The following is a 15678-nucleotide window of genomic DNA, read 5'->3' as shown; positions in this document are numbered from 1 at the left end:
CCGGTCCTCGACGAAATCGTGGTGCTCGCCGACGGCTTCGCCAATGACAATGGCGCCAAGCTTACCGGACCCCTCTATGCCGTGGGTTGGCATTGAAGTCATTGGCAAGCCAAGCCGGCGTGGCGTTTCCCCTCGCAGATCATCTGGTCGCACCGTCCGTTGCGCTGTCACGTCATGGTTATCGTGCGCGATGCCGTCCGGCGACAGGGGCAGACTATCTGCCAGGCCTTGCCGCGGGCTTCCAATTGTAGATCGTCGCTTCGGAGATCCCATGCTTGCGAGCCGGTCCAGCATGTCCGATCTATCCACATTACGAATGTAACCCGTTTCGACGTTGACCCTTCAGAACTTTGGATCTTCATTGCAGGACACGCTCCAATCGGCGCATTCGATGTTGAACGAAGGTCCATTTGCCGCTGGCAAAACTTACATCATCTAACTCGGGCTCAGTCAAAGTGGAAACAGCGTTCGGCTAAGCCGGAAACCGTCACATTTGATTCAACAATTCTTCGGTCAAAGGAGCAGCCATGGCTACCGTGAAAGTCGATATCGATAACTTCCAGTCGGAAGTTCTGGAATCCGCAGCACCCGTCGTCGTCGATTTCTGGGCCGAATGGTGCGATCCCTGCAAGATGATTGCTCCGAGCCTCGAGGAAATCTCCGTCGAGATGGAAGGCAAGATCAAGATCGCCAAGCTTAACATCGATGAAAACCCGGAACTCGCCGCCCAATTGGGCGTGCGCTCCATTCCGACGCTTGCGATCTTCAAAGGCGGCGAAGTGGCCGATTTCTCGGTCGGCGCCAAACCGAAGACAGCTCTTTTGAACTGGATTTCGAACGCTGCCTGATCGAGGTCGCTCAAATGAAGAAACCGTAGATCCGCCCCGTGGGTTCATAGTGATTTATTGGCATTTGTACAGGGCTCAGCCCTTTGTGCTTCCGCTTTATGCCGGAACGAACGAGTGGCGAGGAAGCTTTTCACTGGGGCGTTGTCGAGGCAGTTGCCGTTGCGTGAATGCCGCAGCTTTCACGCATGCCGTTGCAGGTTCGCGTGACCGCACTCAACCAATGACGCCCTGTTGTTGACAGGCTTAGGCGATGCGTCTTGCTGGATCGGAGAGGGAATATGGGCAGTACCGGAGAGTTGGTCGGACAAGCAGGGCGTCCTGATAGCGAAGAAGGCCCGCACCGCGTCTCCGACGCAATGTCGGACCAGCAGAAGACGCGCGAAGAGACGCTTGCCAGCGCCGGCGCGGTGGTTGCCCGCGACGGCAATCTCGACGGATTTTCGGATTCAGAGTTGGCCAATTTGGTGAACGGCTTCAGCAGATGGCCGGACCAGCAGGAGACGCGCGAAGCGACGCTTGCCATCGCAGGCGCGGTGGTTGCCCGCGACGGCAATCTCGACGGATTCTCTGATCCAGAGTTGGCCAATCTGGTGAACGGCTTCAGCAGATGGCCGGACCAGCAGGAGACGCGCGAAGCGACGCTTGCCATCGCCGGCGCGGTGGTTGCCCGCGACGGCAATCTCGACGGATTCTCTGATTCAGAATTGGCCAATCTGGTGAACGGTTTCGGCAAGTGGCCGGAAGAAGAAAAAGCACGCAAGGCGATCGTTGCCATCGCCAGCGAGCTCGGTTCCAAGGGCCGTCGCTTCAGTGCTTTCGGCACGCCCGCACTAGTCAGGATCGCCAATGGCCTGTCGCGGGGTATCGAGGCGGGAGAGACCGCCGGCGAGGTCGCCGAACCGGCCTTGCTGAAGGACCGGCTGCATCAGCTGGCGCACTACCTGCAATATGCCGAGGATCGGCTCCAGCAGGCCGATGTCCATGCCGTCGCGGGTATATTCAAGGCGTTGGGCAAGGCGCAGTTGTTGGATGATCTGGGTATGCTGGCACAGCCGGGGCTGGACAGGCTCGAGGTGTTACGTGCCGCTCCCGGGTTTAAGCTCGACAACAACCTCGAGACGATGGGCAATCTTTGCAGCTCCCTGCTGCCACTAGCTCGCAGCCCGAAGCCGGCGTTGCGCTGGCACCGCAAGTCGACGCTGAACCTGCTCAACGCCATCCAGCCGGTGGTGGAACACAAGATAGATGCCTATCTCGCAGCAGGCCAGGCCGAGCGTACCAGCGGCGCCAATGCAAGCCGCCGCCCGGCGCTTTCGATCCATCAGGTGCTCAAGACCCGGGCGGTGCTGGAGACGCTCTACCGGCGGCCCTATGTCGACGGCGACGAGCTCGCCTTGCGGGCCAGGCAGGAAGAGCTGCATGGCAAGACTAGGCAGATACTGAAGAGCGCCCGCACCCTCATCGACGCCGACCTTTCCTACAAGAGCTGGAACGTGATCGCCTCTATCGAGGCGAAGGAACCGCTCGAAGCGCTCGACACCTTCATGGCGCAGAACGCATCGATGATCCAGGCCCAGCATGCAGCCGCCAGCTTCGATGTTCATCGGGTGCTTCAGGCCATGGACCAAGAGCCGAGACCGCCGCAAGGCGATGCCGGACTAATGCGGCTGCCGGTGGTCGACATGCAAGGCCAGCCGCTGGCCAGCGAAGCCGAGTTGCGCTATTCCATTTTCCATCGCTTGACCTCGGGCGCGGTGAACGTGGTGGCGGTGCAGCTAAAGGGAACTCCGACTGGCGCCATGTTGACACGCACGGTGGCCGTGGAGGGCGTGCCCTACCGCATGGACCTGTTCGGCGGCAGCAAACTGAAGCCGCCGCAAAGGAGCCTTAACCAGCTTGCCTCTGACCTGCCCTTCACGGCCGCAGAGGCCCCAAGCGGCAAGCTTTTGGCGATCCCCTATGCCGAGACGGCTCCGGGTACGGCCTTTGAGCAGCTGTCGCGGGCCTGGGCGCCGTTCAAGGAAGCCTATTACTATACCCAGCGCCGCGGATTTGCCGCGCCGCCGGGCATCCCCGACGTTGGCCCGCATGATTATGCGCTGGAAGGGTGCTTCAAGCTGTCCCTTCTGCCCGACCGCCCCGCAGGCGCGGTGCATCCCTTCCGGTTCGAGGGGCGAGACGGCGAGATCGCCTTGCGGCCGCATGACGGCTGCGGCTTCATCAGGGCGTCGCTGGCCGAGCGCATGCCGTCCGTTGCCCGGGCTCGCCACGACGCTCCCGAGCGGATGCCTGCCTTTGCCGATAAAAGGCAATCGGCGGTACCGCCCACGGCGCTGCAACATTATCCGCGCAGCGTCGAGGTGGCACAGGAGACCCGCGAGAAGGCTCTGGCGTGGCTCGAAACCCATCAAAGCCTCACCACCGAGGAGCTGTTTCGGACGGTCACGGGCGGGCATATCGAGGGTTCGAACGCTATCGCCGTGCCGTCCAGTGACGAATGCCTGTATGTGCCGACGGGCAAGAGCAAGACCTTGACCCGTGACGCTGGCGTACTTGTCGGACGCTCCCCCTATGACAAGCCCAACCTGCGCCCGTTCGCCGCCGACCGGGTCAGGTCGGCGCGCGATGGCGACCGCACCGCGGCGTTCCTGGATCGGTGCGTGGCCTTCCAATACAGCTTCAACGTCGCGCACAGATCGGGGGCTAGGCTTGCCGCCGACGATCCGACCTTCTTTGCCAAAGGCGTCTTGATCGTTGTGCCCGACGAAATGTGGCCGGCGGACTTCGCCGACCGCGGGATGGTGATGTCTGCCGAGGACGTAAAGTGCCATTCGCGCTGGCTGGAGGAAAAGGACCGGGTTAAGACCGACACCGCGCTCGAGTGCGTCGGCATCCTGCAGGCGACGGAGGTGTTCGCGCCCGGCTCTTTGGTTGCGGTTCCGACCGTCCAACAAAAAATGCTCGACGGCGATTTTGATGGCGATGCCGTCATCATCATCGGCGACCAGCCTCGCCTTTACGAGCATGTGCGCCAGTTCGACGCGCAGCTGCAGGCGCGCGGCATCGCCTCGATGAAGCCGCCGAAGTCGCACACGCCGGCCATTGAGAAAGGCGGCTACCAGTTCAGCCGGTCCAAGCAGATCCTGTCGGCCACCGGGCTGGTGCTGGAGACCTACAGCTGCCTGCAGCGCAACGTGCTGGCGCAGCCGCTGGAGGCGCAACGCTGGTTTGCTGAGCGTGCCATCTTCGGCACCTACGAGGGCATTCATCAAGAGCTCAAGGCCGACATCCGTGCATTGTTGCAGGAAGATCGGCCGAATGGCCAGACCCTCCATGAGCTGATCGCCAGGGCGGGGGAAGACAGCAAGACCGCCCGGCATCCGGTGGCCTGCGAACTGGCCGCGTTGCTAGTGGCCGAGCTCCAGGACTGGAACCTGCAGCTCAATAGCGAGCCGGCTCATGAGCAGTCGGACGTCAAGCAGAAGTTTGCGCGATCCGTGGCCTCAACCGGCGCGAAGCCTGCCGTCAGCGCCGAGGCCGCCGCGCTCTTCCCGAAACTCAGCGAATCCTATCCGGCAACCGCTGATGCCAGGAAACGCGTCGACTTCCTGCTCAACCGCTATCAGGCGCGCATTGATCCGCGGCCCGACGGCTACAACCCGGTCGATCTGCATGAAAGCGCGATCAATCTGTTGAGCGTCGGCATCAAGGTCGGCACGGACGCCTACAAGTCCGAAACCGGTGCGCGAGTGTTCATGCAAAAAACCACCGAATTGCAGCGGCTCATAGAGCAGAGGCCGGGCTTCAAGTCGGCGCCCTATGTCAAGTCGCAGGCGGCAAAGCTCCAACAGGGCCGGTTCGACGTCGATGGCAGCCTGGCGGATCTGAAGGACAACCCCACGCTGGCGGCGTCGGTCATGGAGGCCTCGATCAGACTCGCCGTCGAAAACCGAATACTGCCCAGCGCCTTAGCAATTCCGGCCTACGACGACCCCGCCAGCAGGATAGCGCCGAACAGCGAACAGGCCCTGGAGCGCGCCAGGCTCGAAGCCGCCCTCGCCCAAGCGCAAGAAAGCGCGATTACCGAAACTGTGCATGCGGTTGCCGAGCTTTTGCGGCAGGACGGCATCGAGGTGCAGGTGCCGCATCTTGATCAACGGTCGCGTGGGCAGATCGGGACAGCCAACGAGTTGACCGGCCAGGGCGTGAGCGCGGCGCCGGATGCCCAACTGGTCACCAGTGCAGTGCGCCATGTCTTTGAGATCCCGGACGAGGCTTTTACGCGCGCCTTCAGGAAGGCGGCACTGGCCTTCGAGGAGCGTGACTGCAGCGAGGTCGAGACCACCAACTGGTTCATCAGGATGGACACGCAGGGGTTACGCGGCGTTCACACGGCGTTCAGAACCGCACAGAACTATCGCTTCGAGGTCGAGTTCCATACGCCGGCCAGTTACCGGGCCGAGCTCGCGCAGCGCGCGCAGAGCGAATGCGAGCTGGTCCCCATTCCCCGTGGTGCCTGGGACATATTACACTGGGGCTCGTCAGGAGAAAGCAGGTCGAGGGCGGCAGGGACCTCCAGGTCGCCCACCGTCGCAAGACAACAGAGTGCGGTCATTCTCTCGCCGCATGCCGGCAAGATCGTCGCGGCCCTCGGTACGAGGCCGGTCGTGCTCGTCGGCATGCCGGCGAGCGGCAAGTCGAGCATCGGCCCCCGCCTTGCCAGGGAGCTGGGGGTGGAGTTTGTCGACATCGATAAACTTATCATCAAAGGGCACGGCGATATTAAGGATATATTCGAGCGCCGTGGCGAGCCCTACTTCAGGGAGCTGGAGACTAGAGAGCTCGCCGAGCAGTTGAAGAAAGGCCCCATGGTCATCGCAACCGGCGGCGGCGGCTTTGTCAAGCAGCCCAATCGAGACCTGATCCGCGAGAAGGCGGTGTCAATCTGGCTCAACACCGACCTGGATGAGATCGGCAGGCGCCTCCACCTGCAGCAGCGCTCCACGGGCGACACCGGCCGGCCGCTGCTGCAAGGCCCCGACATCAAGCAGCAGCTCGAAAACATGTTAGAAAAGCGCGGGCCAGACTACCAACAGGCCGATATCAAGGTGGTCCCGACCTTTAGAAAAGACAAGAAGAACGCCGGCATTTGCGTGGAGGCGCTCCACGATTTTCTGTGCAGCAGGGAGAGAGAAGCCGCCCTGACGCCCGCTGCCGAGATGTCACATGTCTCCGGTGCTTCCGGCACAGTCGTGGAAACCATCCAGGCGCCGGCGGCACCAATGAGTCAAGGTGAACTGCCGCCTCTCGACACCCTCACCGCCGACCCGCAGCCTTTGCTGGCCGGCAATAACGCACGAGCGGATTTAGCATCTTCCATGAGAAGCAGAGAACGCTCAAGTCGATGACAACAAGCTTTAGGCGACAACGATCAGGTCCTTTCGCAGGTTTGGTGCAGGGGGCGGGTTCGCGCCGAATGCTAACAAAAGTGGGAATCGCATGCATAAAGTCGTCAGAAGCCTCTGGCCGAGTCGATCTGGTCCTAGATGACACAGGAGATTCGTTGACCGCCCAATGGCCCGCCCTTCACAGCAGTGATGCGGCAGCAGGGCTTCGTTCGCGGTCTGGCAAGGTCTCGAGATGACAGGCTGCTTGTGCTTGGGATCGAGGTCATGGCCGAGGGCGTGGAGACAGAGGCAGACCGACAAATTCTGCACAGCTTGGCTGCAGAACCGCTCAGGGCTTCCTGTCCCTATGCCCCAATCACTTGAATTTGCAGTAAAAGAGTACGCGAAAGAGTTGTGACCGGTACCAGCTGTTGCTGACTGCATCAAGAAGAGCGTCAAAGGACGAGATGGGTGCTGGAAATGGACATGAGGTAATAGGCGGTATCAAGCGGCCAGTACGACGATGTAGCTGTGGTTCCGCGAAGTTGTGCAAAAAAAGGGCGGCATCGCTGCCGCCCTTTCCGTATTGCGCAGGTAGCGTGGATTAGAAATCCATGCCGCCCATGCCGCCCATGCCGCCCATGCCGCCGCCGCCCATGCCGCCAGGCATGCCGCCGCCAGCCGACTCCTTCTTGGGAGCCTCCGCGATCATGGCTTCGGTGGTGACCAGCAGGCCGGCGACCGAGGCCGCGTCCTGAAGAGCCGTACGGACAACCTTGACCGGATCGACGATACCCATGGCGATCATGTCGCCATATTCGCCCGTCTGGGCGTTGTAGCCGAAGGTCGCGCCCTTGTTCTCAAGGATCTTGCCGGCAACGATCGAGGCTTCCGCACCGGCGTTGGCCGCGATCTGGCGGGCCGGAGCCTGCAGCGCGCGACGAACGATGTTGATGCCGGCGGCCTGGTCGGAGTTGACGCCGACAGCGTTGATGCTCAGCGAAGCGCGCAGCAGCGCGACGCCACCACCAGCAACGATGCCTTCTTCGACGGCCGCGCGGGTCGCGTTGAGGGCGTCATCGACGCGGTCCTTCTTTTCCTTGACTTCGACTTCCGTCGCACCGCCGACGCGGATCACCGCAACGCCGCCGGCGAGCTTCGCCAGACGTTCCTGCAGCTTCTCCTTGTCGTAGTCCGAAGTGGTCTCTTCGATCTGCTGCTTGATCTGGGCAACGCGGCCCTGGATCTCGGCCTTCTTGCCGGCGCCGTCGACGATGGTGGTGTTCTCCTTGGAGATCGACACCTTCTTGGCGCGGCCGAGCATGTTGAGGCCGACGTTCTCGAGCTTGATGCCGAGGTCTTCCGAGATGACCTGGCCACCGGTGAGGATGGCGATGTCTTCCAGCATGGCCTTGCGGCGATCACCAAAGCCCGGCGCCTTGACGGCAGCGATCTTCAGGCCGCCACGCAGCTTGTTGACGACCAGCGTGGCCAGGGCCTCGCCTTCGACGTCTTCCGAGATGATGAGCAGCGGCTTGGAGGTCTGCACGACGGCTTCGAGAACCGGCAGCATGGCCTGCAGGTTGGAGAGCTTCTTCTCGTGGAGCAGGATGTAGACGTCCTCGAGCTCGGCAACCATCTTGTCGGCGTTGGTGACGAAGTAGGGCGAGAGATAGCCGCGGTCGAACTGCATGCCTTCGACGACTTCGAGTTCGGTCTCGGCGGTCTTGGCTTCTTCAACCGTGATGACGCCTTCGTTGCCGACCTTCTGCATCGCTTCCGCGATCATCTTGCCGACCGACTCGTCGCCATTACCGGCGATCGTGCCGACCTGAGCAACTTCCTCGGAGGTCTTGATCTTCTTGGCGTTCTTGATCAGCGTCGCGACGACTTCGGTCACAGCCAGATCGATGCCGCGCTTCAGGTCCATCGGGTTCATGCCGGCGGCAACGGCCTTGTGGCCTTCCTGGACGATCGACTGCGCCAGAACCGTCGCGGTCGTGGTGCCGTCGCCGGCGATGTCGTTGGTCTTCGAAGCGACTTCGCGGACCATCTGCGCGCCCATGTTCTCGAACTTGTCTTCAAGCTCGATTTCCTTGGCGACGGTGACGCCGTCCTTGGTGATGCGCGGGGCGCCGAACGACTTGTCGATGACGACGTTGCGGCCCTTCGGGCCGAGCGTGACCTTCACCGCGTCGGCGAGGATGTTGACGCCGCGCAGCATGCGTTCGCGGGCATCACGGGAGAATTTGACGAGCTTCACAGCCATTTTTTTGCTCCTGGGCAATTCGGCCTAAATTCAGATTGGATGTGATGAAAGGCGACGGCGGTCAGCCGATGATGCCCATCACGTCGGATTCCTTCATGATCAGAAGGTCTTCGCCATTGAGCTTGACTTCGGTGCCCGACCACTTGCCGAACAGGATGCGGTCGCCAGCCTTGACGTCCAGCGGGACCAGCTTGCCGGTTTCGTCACGAGCACCGGAGCCGACAGCGATGATCTCGCCTTCCTGCGGCTTTTCCTTTGCCGTATCCGGGATGATGATCCCGCCCGCGGTCTTGGATTCGGATTCGACCCGCCGAACGACCACGCGGTCATGAAGCGGGCGGAACTTCGACTTTGCCATTTTTTCTTCCTCGGTGAGAGCGGTGAGAAACACCGTCCGGCCACGCCGGACAAACTGCAAAGCCCGGCTTTGCCGGACCGTTGTTAGCACTCACCGCGAGCGAGTGCTAACAACGGGAGGATTAAGGGGTAAGCCGGAGATAGTCAAGACGAAAGGGCAGGCGCATGAGCAAAATCTTGATCCAAAGCTCTCAGGCAAGGCGACCACTTTGAACACTCCTGCTGACTTCGTCATTTGGCATTCTCGGCAGCGCGTTTCGACAATTTATGTTCGCCTACCATTCCCAGCGGCTTTGGAGTGCTAAGAGCCTGTGAATTTCTTTGAAGATCCGTTGCAACGCCTGCGCGCTGCGGGGAGTGCTGATCAGGCAGCGAGACTTGCGAACTTCTTGTGCCAGGAGGCATTCGGATTGAAGGCCGTATCTCGCTTGTGGTTTGCTCAAACCCAGGACGCAGGGGTTGCTGCCGCTTACTTACATTTTGTCGGCCAGCCCGCTACGGCTGTCGCCGCATCACCGCACCTGCACACGGGTGCGCCTCGCGAGGAAGTTCATTCGGGAACAAACCCACTCGGAGTGCTGGTAGTCGGCAAGTGGTTTTGTTGCTGCCAAGCTCATCAGGTGCGCTCAATCCGCCGCGGCACCCCCCGTCTCACAATGGACTATGGCGCGTTTGATCCACACCAGAGCCGCCCCGGTAGGATCGGCTCCGTCGGTCAGACCAGACGGTGGCTGACTTTTCTAAACTCCAACCAATCAGGGGCGCCTCTAAACTCCAACCAATCAGGGGCGCCAGGAACAGGTCTGGGAGTGGGTCGCGAGTGACATCCGTACGCGAGGCAGCGCGCCTCCTCCAAGGGTGAAGATGCTCGCAGCCGAACTTGATCTGCCACATGCCGGCTTTGAAGTTCGTCGAAGCGAGAATAACCGTTGCTGGCGAAGTGACCCTGCATTACACCTGTGTAGCTTGGCATAGGTTGGGGACAGATTGTCTAAATAGTCCTGCGGGGCCGAGGGCCGACTTCCTCGAACCCGTCCGAGTAGAAATCGACGTGCGTTTCCATTTTGGTTGCGCGGGTGCTCCAACCTCAAGTCGCTTCCAACCACGAGCGCGGCTTTCCCGCACAGCGACCTCGAGCAGACAAGGGGCAATCATTGGAGCGCATCTCGGGTCGAACATACAGCTCCGAAATCTGGCCGGACTTGCCTCCTGCATAGATCGCCGTGCACTCATTCAGTACGACTATGCCGGCCGGCTCGCCACATTCATTTCGTTGGCAAGCACTGTCGCCGCGCTTTGTTTGACGAAGTCGGGCGTGGGCGCTTTCCCGCCAGAGAGTTCATCGAGTAGCGCGTGAATGAAACGGGCGCCCGTTTCTGCGTCCAATAAGTTGGCCCGTCCAGTAGATACGGAAGGCATGGTTTCTCCCCCTCCTAGGGGGCGGCGTCCCGATTCGTGCTGCCAATCGCAAGGTGCGCTGGCAAAAAATGGAACTGCGAATCCGGCTATGATGGAGGGCTGCTCTCCTGTATGCAAGCCATTCTTGGGATTTGCAAAAACCGTCGCCCGCTCGTCCAAGCCAGGGATCTCTACACCATCTGACCGCGCGCGAAGCAAGATTCTGCTTAGCTGCTAGCGAGGACCGAGCTTGCGGACCCCACAGACCCCATGGTCAGCGTCGGGCGATTTCCCCAATCAGCCGAACATATTCGCCTTCTGGTTGCCCATAGATACCAGCTGCTTGGGCAACGAGGCCTTGGCGGTCTCGAATGACGATTTCACCTCGTCGCGAACGGATGAGGCCACGGCCCTCGAGCACTTGGAGCCCAACGGTGACCCCCGGCCGCCTTACGCCGAGCATAACAGACAAAAACTCGTGAGTGATCGTAATGCGTTTGTCGTGCATCCGGTCGTCACACATCAACAGCCATCGCGCCAGACGCTCTTCAAGGCTCGCTCGTGCGTTCATTAGGGCCGTATACGTAGCCTGAATGTGGAGATAGTGGACATAGCGCAAAAGGAAGGGATGCAACGTAGGGCTGTCCACTAGAGCCGCCTTGAATGGCTGAACTCCGATTCGCACTGCATTGCCTGCCAATTGCACGTAACAATCGTGCGCGGCATAGTCGGCACCCATCACCAGCGCGGGACCAGTCATTCCCTCTAAGCCAATGAGGCCAACTTCGGCATCCTTGCCGTCCGGAGTCATCGCGACAACAGAGCCGATGCCTTCCTCAAGGAAGTAAACGGCCTCTATCCTTGAACCGGCAGTCTCCAACGGCATTCTCAGATCAAGGGCACGTCGCTCAAAATGCGGCTCCAAACGCGCGAGGTCATCCGCGCTAAGCCGTCGCAGCAATTCATTTTTGTAGGAAGCATTCACTGGATTGGTCATGGCTCAATCCCACTTGGGGCAAGAGCATTCCAATCTCCTTGCCGTCCGCGCCCGTAAAAACGTGCAGACGATCTCGTGACAATACGCCCCTTGGTACGACAATGACAGCGGAATGCGAATCGATGCACGGCGAGCCCCCGCCGCGTGATTACAAAAGACGCGAAAAGTATGTCAGAGTGGGAAACGTACCAAACTCAGCTTTGTACGAAACCGACATTCTGAGGTCCCAGCTCTTTCCCGTTACCTGTCGTCCTAGCGCGCCGATTCCCTTGAGCTTCGTGAGAATCGCACGAACTCCTGATTTAGAGCCGGCGCGCTTTCAAATCGTAACTGTTCACTGAGAACGACACCTCGCGCTCGGGGATGCCGCTAGATGTAACCGCTCCCCAATGCCGCAGCGCGTCCGGTCGGCCGCGGTGGGGGGCGGAGGATTTTTGTTGTCCTTCGCCGATCGCTCGGATCTACGATTGCTCGGAAAGTTGCGTCGGCGGGACGTCAGCAACACTCAGCGTGTCCGATCGAAATGCCCTAGTGGCGGCTGTCGGATTTATTCTGTACGGGGACACGTTTGAGGATCGACTGATGTCAGCCCGGGGCCGTCTGGTCCAATGTCGCGCGGATAGCGCCGATTCCCAACTCGTCGATGATCATGTTGTGGTGACTGGCCGTCACCACATCCTGCAGGATGGGCGGCCGTTCGGACTTGCCTTTGTTCGAGCTCAGGTTCCGCTGATGACGGAGCATGAGGTACTTTGGCGAATTCTCCCGGCCAATCTACATTCGCGCTGCCGCGAGACTGTTGTGCAGGCTCGGCCTCAATGTGCCGCACCGCACTTCCGTGGTTATCGGGCGTCCGCGACGCATGGGCACGGTCCGAGATCACGAGTGCTGTAGGCACTGGCTAGCATGCCGCGCCCGGCTGTGAACGAGGCGACATGACATTGCCGTGTATACGCAGGTGCGCGCGCCGGGGTCGCTTGCTTTTAGCGAACTTGCATGGCTGTATGGTTTATGAAAATGGCCGGGGGGCTATATGACCATATACCTGTTTCTCAATAGTGTCGCTGCATTCGGCTTGGTTATCCCACTCTATTTTATTCAGCGCGAACCGACCATTCTCGAGACTTTACGGCCAGGCAGGGGGTCGCCTGGGACCGAAAATTAGCTGCGGTGATTCAGGCGGATTTCGGTTGAGGAAAACAGTGCGGCCTGTCGTCGCCGGGTGGAGGGGAGCGTGGCGATGGGCTTAAGCAGATTTGAGAGACCAGTCGTCGTTCAGGTCAACCGTAACAGCTCTGAACGCATCGTGCTTGAGGTGAATGACGCGGCAACTATTTTGATGCGGGATCTTCGTTCTCAGACCAAGAAGCGGAATGCAGCGATGGATGCCTGTCTGCACGTGTTGCGTGGTGAGGCTCATCCGCCAACTGCAAGGCGGGCATTCGTTGCGGCCGCGCTCGAGGCGAAGATTCTACGCGGCGATTAGACCAGCGCGAAGGTCGGCCGGATATCCATTCAGGTTCAATCCTCCTCCCGATCGAAGCATAGAATGGGAAGTCCCTCTGCGTGATCATGGCGCGACCAAGCAGGGTGGCGCGGAGCATGCCTCCGGTGATCTAGGTTTAACAGCTTCCAACGCCCGCAGACTTGGCTCAGCTATTGAACAGAAATGCCGCCTGGAACTCCCGAAGGGCGCCTCGAGCGGTGCAGAGGGTTCATTTGAGGATCACCTGGACGCATGGTGGACACCCTCGCGCCCGACACCGCCTGCTTCATACCACCAACGGAGTTGCTTTGAAGCATTCGCTCGGTGTTGATCCCAACTTCCCTTGTTCCAAAGCTTCCGCCACAGGACAGATACGGTTCTTGGGCGGCAACCCCGTAAATCGTGCAATTTGGCGTGACGCACGACCTGCTCCCCATCCTCGAAGCGAATGACGGGAGCTGAGCGGCCTTGAATTTCTCTTCCTGAGCCACTGTCATGTCACTGGCTATCTGTGGAAGAAAGTACCGTCCCTGCTTAAGCGGCGAACGATAGACGGGCAAGGCGGGTCGCGAACTGATCCAGGGCAGGGTGATCCACCGCCACCCCAGATAAGTAGACGGCCAGACTGCTGCTAGGAAGTCGAACGCTGGACACGCGTGGCCACCGACGGAGCGTCACGCGCCTTCGTGCGCCTTCTTCGGATGGATCCTGATGTCAGCCTGCTGGCGCGGGCCCCGGACGGTCTGATCGCCGTCTTCAACCTCGAAAACGGAGAGCAGTCGTGGCAATCCCTCCTTACACAGCCCCTTCGCGCAATGCCTATGATATCGTGATCATTGGTGGCGCGGTAGTCGGCTCGCCGATGGCGTATTGGCTGAGCCAGGATTTTTCTGAGTACAGTCACAACCAAAGAGGCTCGTGACGGTACTTTTTTGCCCTTTAAGGCACTGGAAAAAGGGATTTCCTGCTGCCGAGCCTTGAAATTGTACTGACGGTACTTTTTCAGGAGACCATTGGGCTGCTGACGGACGCCGCCCTTAAAGCGCTGAAAGCAAAAGAAAAGGGCGCACGTCGTCGGTAGCGGCTGACGCCGGCAGCGCGGCGACGAAGAGTTTCATCTGCGAGACCGCGTTGATCGGATCGGCGTCGGAGAATTGCGTCCCGTCGGTCGAAAAGCTGATGTCCTTGAAGTGCCAGTAGCGATGCATGTTCTTGTCGGCATAGCCGATGTTCTGCCCCGTTGGCGTGTCGTCGTCCTTGGTGTAGCCGTGGGCAGGGTCTTTGATGTCATCAGCCCAAACCGCCGCATGAACGAAAGCATACTGCGCCTTCTTGTCGTCCGGCACGCCGGCGACCCAGCTCTGATAGTCGGGGTTCAGTTTGATCGGGGCACCGGCCTTGGCCTTCGCCTGTGCGCTCAGCTTTGATTAGGCCACGGCGGCGATCTGCATGGGGCCGCCGTCCCACCAGGCCAAGGCGGGAGCCGATGATAGGATCAATGAAAGAACGGAACCAAAGACGAGCGCGCCACGCATGTATTCCTCCCCAGAGCCAACATCGCTGAGACGACACGGCAATGACGACAATGGTGCCTTCACGGAAGGCCGAAACCTCTTCTGGATTCGACAGCAAGAGACAAATAGCGCATGATCCTTCTTGGGTTGGGGAATTCATTCATGCATGTGCACGAATTTTCGTGCGTGTTGTCCGTGGTACTTATCTCGGGCTGCGCAGCCGACTATTTGAACAATTACGATTTCGGTGACGCTCGCCGCTGGCGATGCGTACCACGCCAACATGCTTTTGCAGACGGTCGATCCATTCAATCCCAACAGCAACAACACCCATATCGAGGGCGACGGCGTACGCGCCGCAGCAATCGTCAACAGGTATCGAGGCGTGGCCGCAACTGCCGCAGCTGTGCCATCTGGCGGTGCTGATTTGGACTGCGCAGGCGGCAAGGGAAACAATCCGGTCGCACCCCATGGGGTGAAAATCACCAACGGTGATCCTAACGGACTAGATCGCGATCGCGACGGCATCGGGTGCGAGTGAAAGCGGCCAGGACGGTGGAACGATCTCGCTACGACAATCGGTCCGACAAGTGGCTGAAACGCACCGGAGCCAAGCAATATCGCCCGCGCCGGTGGGCTGGCATGCCTTTGCGAGTGATCTACGTGACGGTAGCCGCGGCTTCGGCTTTGGTGGCGCAGTTCTTCATGCAACACAGCGGCTCATTGCCCGAGGTCACCTACTGAATCTGACCAAGCCGGCTCCAGCGCCGATTGCCGGTGTCGCCTCCATCATCGATGGCGACACGATCGAGATCCATGGGCAGCGTGTCCGCTTCAATGGCATCGACGCGCCCGAGAGCCGGCAATACTGCGACGACGCCAAGGGATTCGAATATCCATGCGGGCGCCGTTCCGCCGAAGCGCTGGACGGCTTCCTAGCAGCCTCGAGGCCGGTCAAGTGTACGTTCGGGACTTGGTCGCTACGGCCGGTTTGTTGGTGACTGCAGGCGCGCCGACGGTCGAGCGTCGCCGCCTGGATGCTCGAGCACGGCCAAGCGCTCGATTGGCCAAAATACAGCGATGGCGCCTATGCAAAACAACAGACCAAAGCGAAGGCGTCGAAGACCGGTCTTTGGGTCGGAACGCTTCTGCCGCCATGGGACTGGCGGGCGCAGCATGGCGACGATGCGCAAGCGCCGCCGGCACCGCTTTTGCGATTGGCAACGGCAACTCCGGCTGCAATATCAAAGGCAACATATCAGCAAACGGCGGCGCATCTATCACGTGCCTGGACAGAAGTACTACAACGTCACCAAAATCACCGAAGCCAAAGGCGAAAGATGGTTCTGTTCAGAAGCGGAGGCCATGACAGCGGGCTGGCGGCGATCGAAGCGCTGATCGGTTTGCGGAAGCATATTCCGT

At 60.2% G+C, this 15678-nt stretch carries 9 protein-coding genes; 5 read left to right on the top strand and 4 right to left on the bottom strand.

Annotation, left to right across the window (positions count from 1 at the left end; genetic code table 11):
• Positions 1 to 527 precede the first annotated feature (527 nt).
• Both trxA and FJ543_RS26755 read left to right on the top strand, forming a co-directional pair.
• The gene (trxA, locus tag FJ543_RS26760; protein ID WP_064995677.1) at positions 528 to 848 is read left to right on the top strand and encodes a thioredoxin; all 321 of its coding nucleotides are present in this window, start codon (positions 528 to 530) and stop codon (positions 846 to 848) included.
• A 278-nt stretch (positions 849 to 1126) separates the two neighbouring features.
• Positions 1127 to 6256: a shikimate kinase gene (locus FJ543_RS26755; RefSeq protein ID WP_064995676.1), complete on the top strand. Its 5130-nt coding sequence runs from the start codon at positions 1127 to 1129 to the stop codon at positions 6254 to 6256.
• A gap of 583 nt (positions 6257 to 6839) precedes the next feature.
• Here FJ543_RS26755 and groL read toward each other — a convergent pair.
• From groL to FJ543_RS26730, 3 genes are all read right to left on the bottom strand, one after another.
• The gene (groL, locus tag FJ543_RS26745; RefSeq protein WP_086081374.1) at positions 6840 to 8504 is read right to left on the bottom strand and encodes a chaperonin GroEL; all 1665 of its coding nucleotides are present in this window, start codon (positions 8502 to 8504) and stop codon (positions 6840 to 6842) included.
• Between the two features lie 61 nt (positions 8505 to 8565).
• On the bottom strand, positions 8566 to 8862 hold the full coding sequence (groES, locus tag FJ543_RS26740) for a co-chaperone GroES (protein ID WP_064994876.1): 297 nt from the start codon (positions 8860 to 8862) through the stop codon (positions 8566 to 8568).
• Between the two features lie 1671 nt (positions 8863 to 10533).
• Positions 10534 to 11256: a Crp/Fnr family transcriptional regulator gene (locus FJ543_RS26730; RefSeq protein ID WP_064994871.1), complete on the bottom strand. Its 723-nt coding sequence runs from the start codon at positions 11254 to 11256 to the stop codon at positions 10534 to 10536.
• 1240 nt (positions 11257 to 12496) lie between these two features.
• Here FJ543_RS26730 and FJ543_RS26725 point away from each other — a divergent pair.
• Complete coding sequence (locus FJ543_RS26725; protein WP_041163934.1) at positions 12497 to 12742, top strand: DUF982 domain-containing protein; 246 nt, start codon at positions 12497 to 12499, stop codon at positions 12740 to 12742.
• A gap of 1037 nt (positions 12743 to 13779) precedes the next feature.
• Here FJ543_RS26725 and FJ543_RS26720 read toward each other — a convergent pair.
• Positions 13780 to 14088, bottom strand: coding sequence for a hypothetical protein (locus FJ543_RS26720; protein ID WP_064994870.1), 309 nt, complete (start codon positions 14086 to 14088; stop codon positions 13780 to 13782).
• Between the two features lie 415 nt (positions 14089 to 14503).
• On the opposite strand from FJ543_RS26720, the gene FJ543_RS26715 reads away from it, so the two are divergent.
• Positions 14504 to 14797, top strand: coding sequence for a calcium-binding protein (locus FJ543_RS26715; protein WP_224655969.1), 294 nt, complete (start codon positions 14504 to 14506; stop codon positions 14795 to 14797).
• Positions 14798 to 15432: 635 nt separating this feature from the next.
• Positions 15433 to 15654: a hypothetical protein gene (locus FJ543_RS32030; RefSeq protein ID WP_318013086.1), complete on the top strand. Its 222-nt coding sequence runs from the start codon at positions 15433 to 15435 to the stop codon at positions 15652 to 15654.
• Positions 15655 to 15678: the final 24 nt, after the last annotated feature.

It is taken from the genome of Mesorhizobium sp. B2-5-7 (assembly GCF_006440875.1).
In the GTDB taxonomy this organism is placed as follows: Bacteria; Pseudomonadota; Alphaproteobacteria; order Rhizobiales; family Rhizobiaceae; genus Mesorhizobium; species Mesorhizobium australicum.
Note: the sequence above shows the minus strand (reverse complement) of the source record. Positions and strands in the feature narration are given on the sequence as shown.

What these genes read in the sequence shown, in the direction of transcription:
- groES (WP_064994876.1), bottom strand. Translation starts at nt 8,862, where the DNA reads ATGGCAAAGTCGAAGTTCCGCCCGCTTCATGACCGCGTGGTCGTTCGG.
- FJ543_RS26725 (WP_041163934.1), top strand. Translation starts at nt 12,497, where the DNA reads ATGGGCTTAAGCAGATTTGAGAGACCAGTCGTCGTTCAGGTCAACCGT.
- FJ543_RS32030 (WP_318013086.1), top strand. Translation starts at nt 15,433, where the DNA reads ATGGCGACGATGCGCAAGCGCCGCCGGCACCGCTTTTGCGATTGGCAA.
- trxA (WP_064995677.1), top strand. Translation starts at nt 528, where the DNA reads ATGGCTACCGTGAAAGTCGATATCGATAACTTCCAGTCGGAAGTTCTG.
- FJ543_RS26730 (WP_064994871.1), bottom strand. Translation starts at nt 11,256, where the DNA reads ATGACCAATCCAGTGAATGCTTCCTACAAAAATGAATTGCTGCGACGG.
- FJ543_RS26755 (WP_064995676.1), top strand. Translation starts at nt 1,127, where the DNA reads ATGGGCAGTACCGGAGAGTTGGTCGGACAAGCAGGGCGTCCTGATAGC.
- groL (WP_086081374.1), bottom strand. Translation starts at nt 8,504, where the DNA reads ATGGCTGTGAAGCTCGTCAAATTCTCCCGTGATGCCCGCGAACGCATG.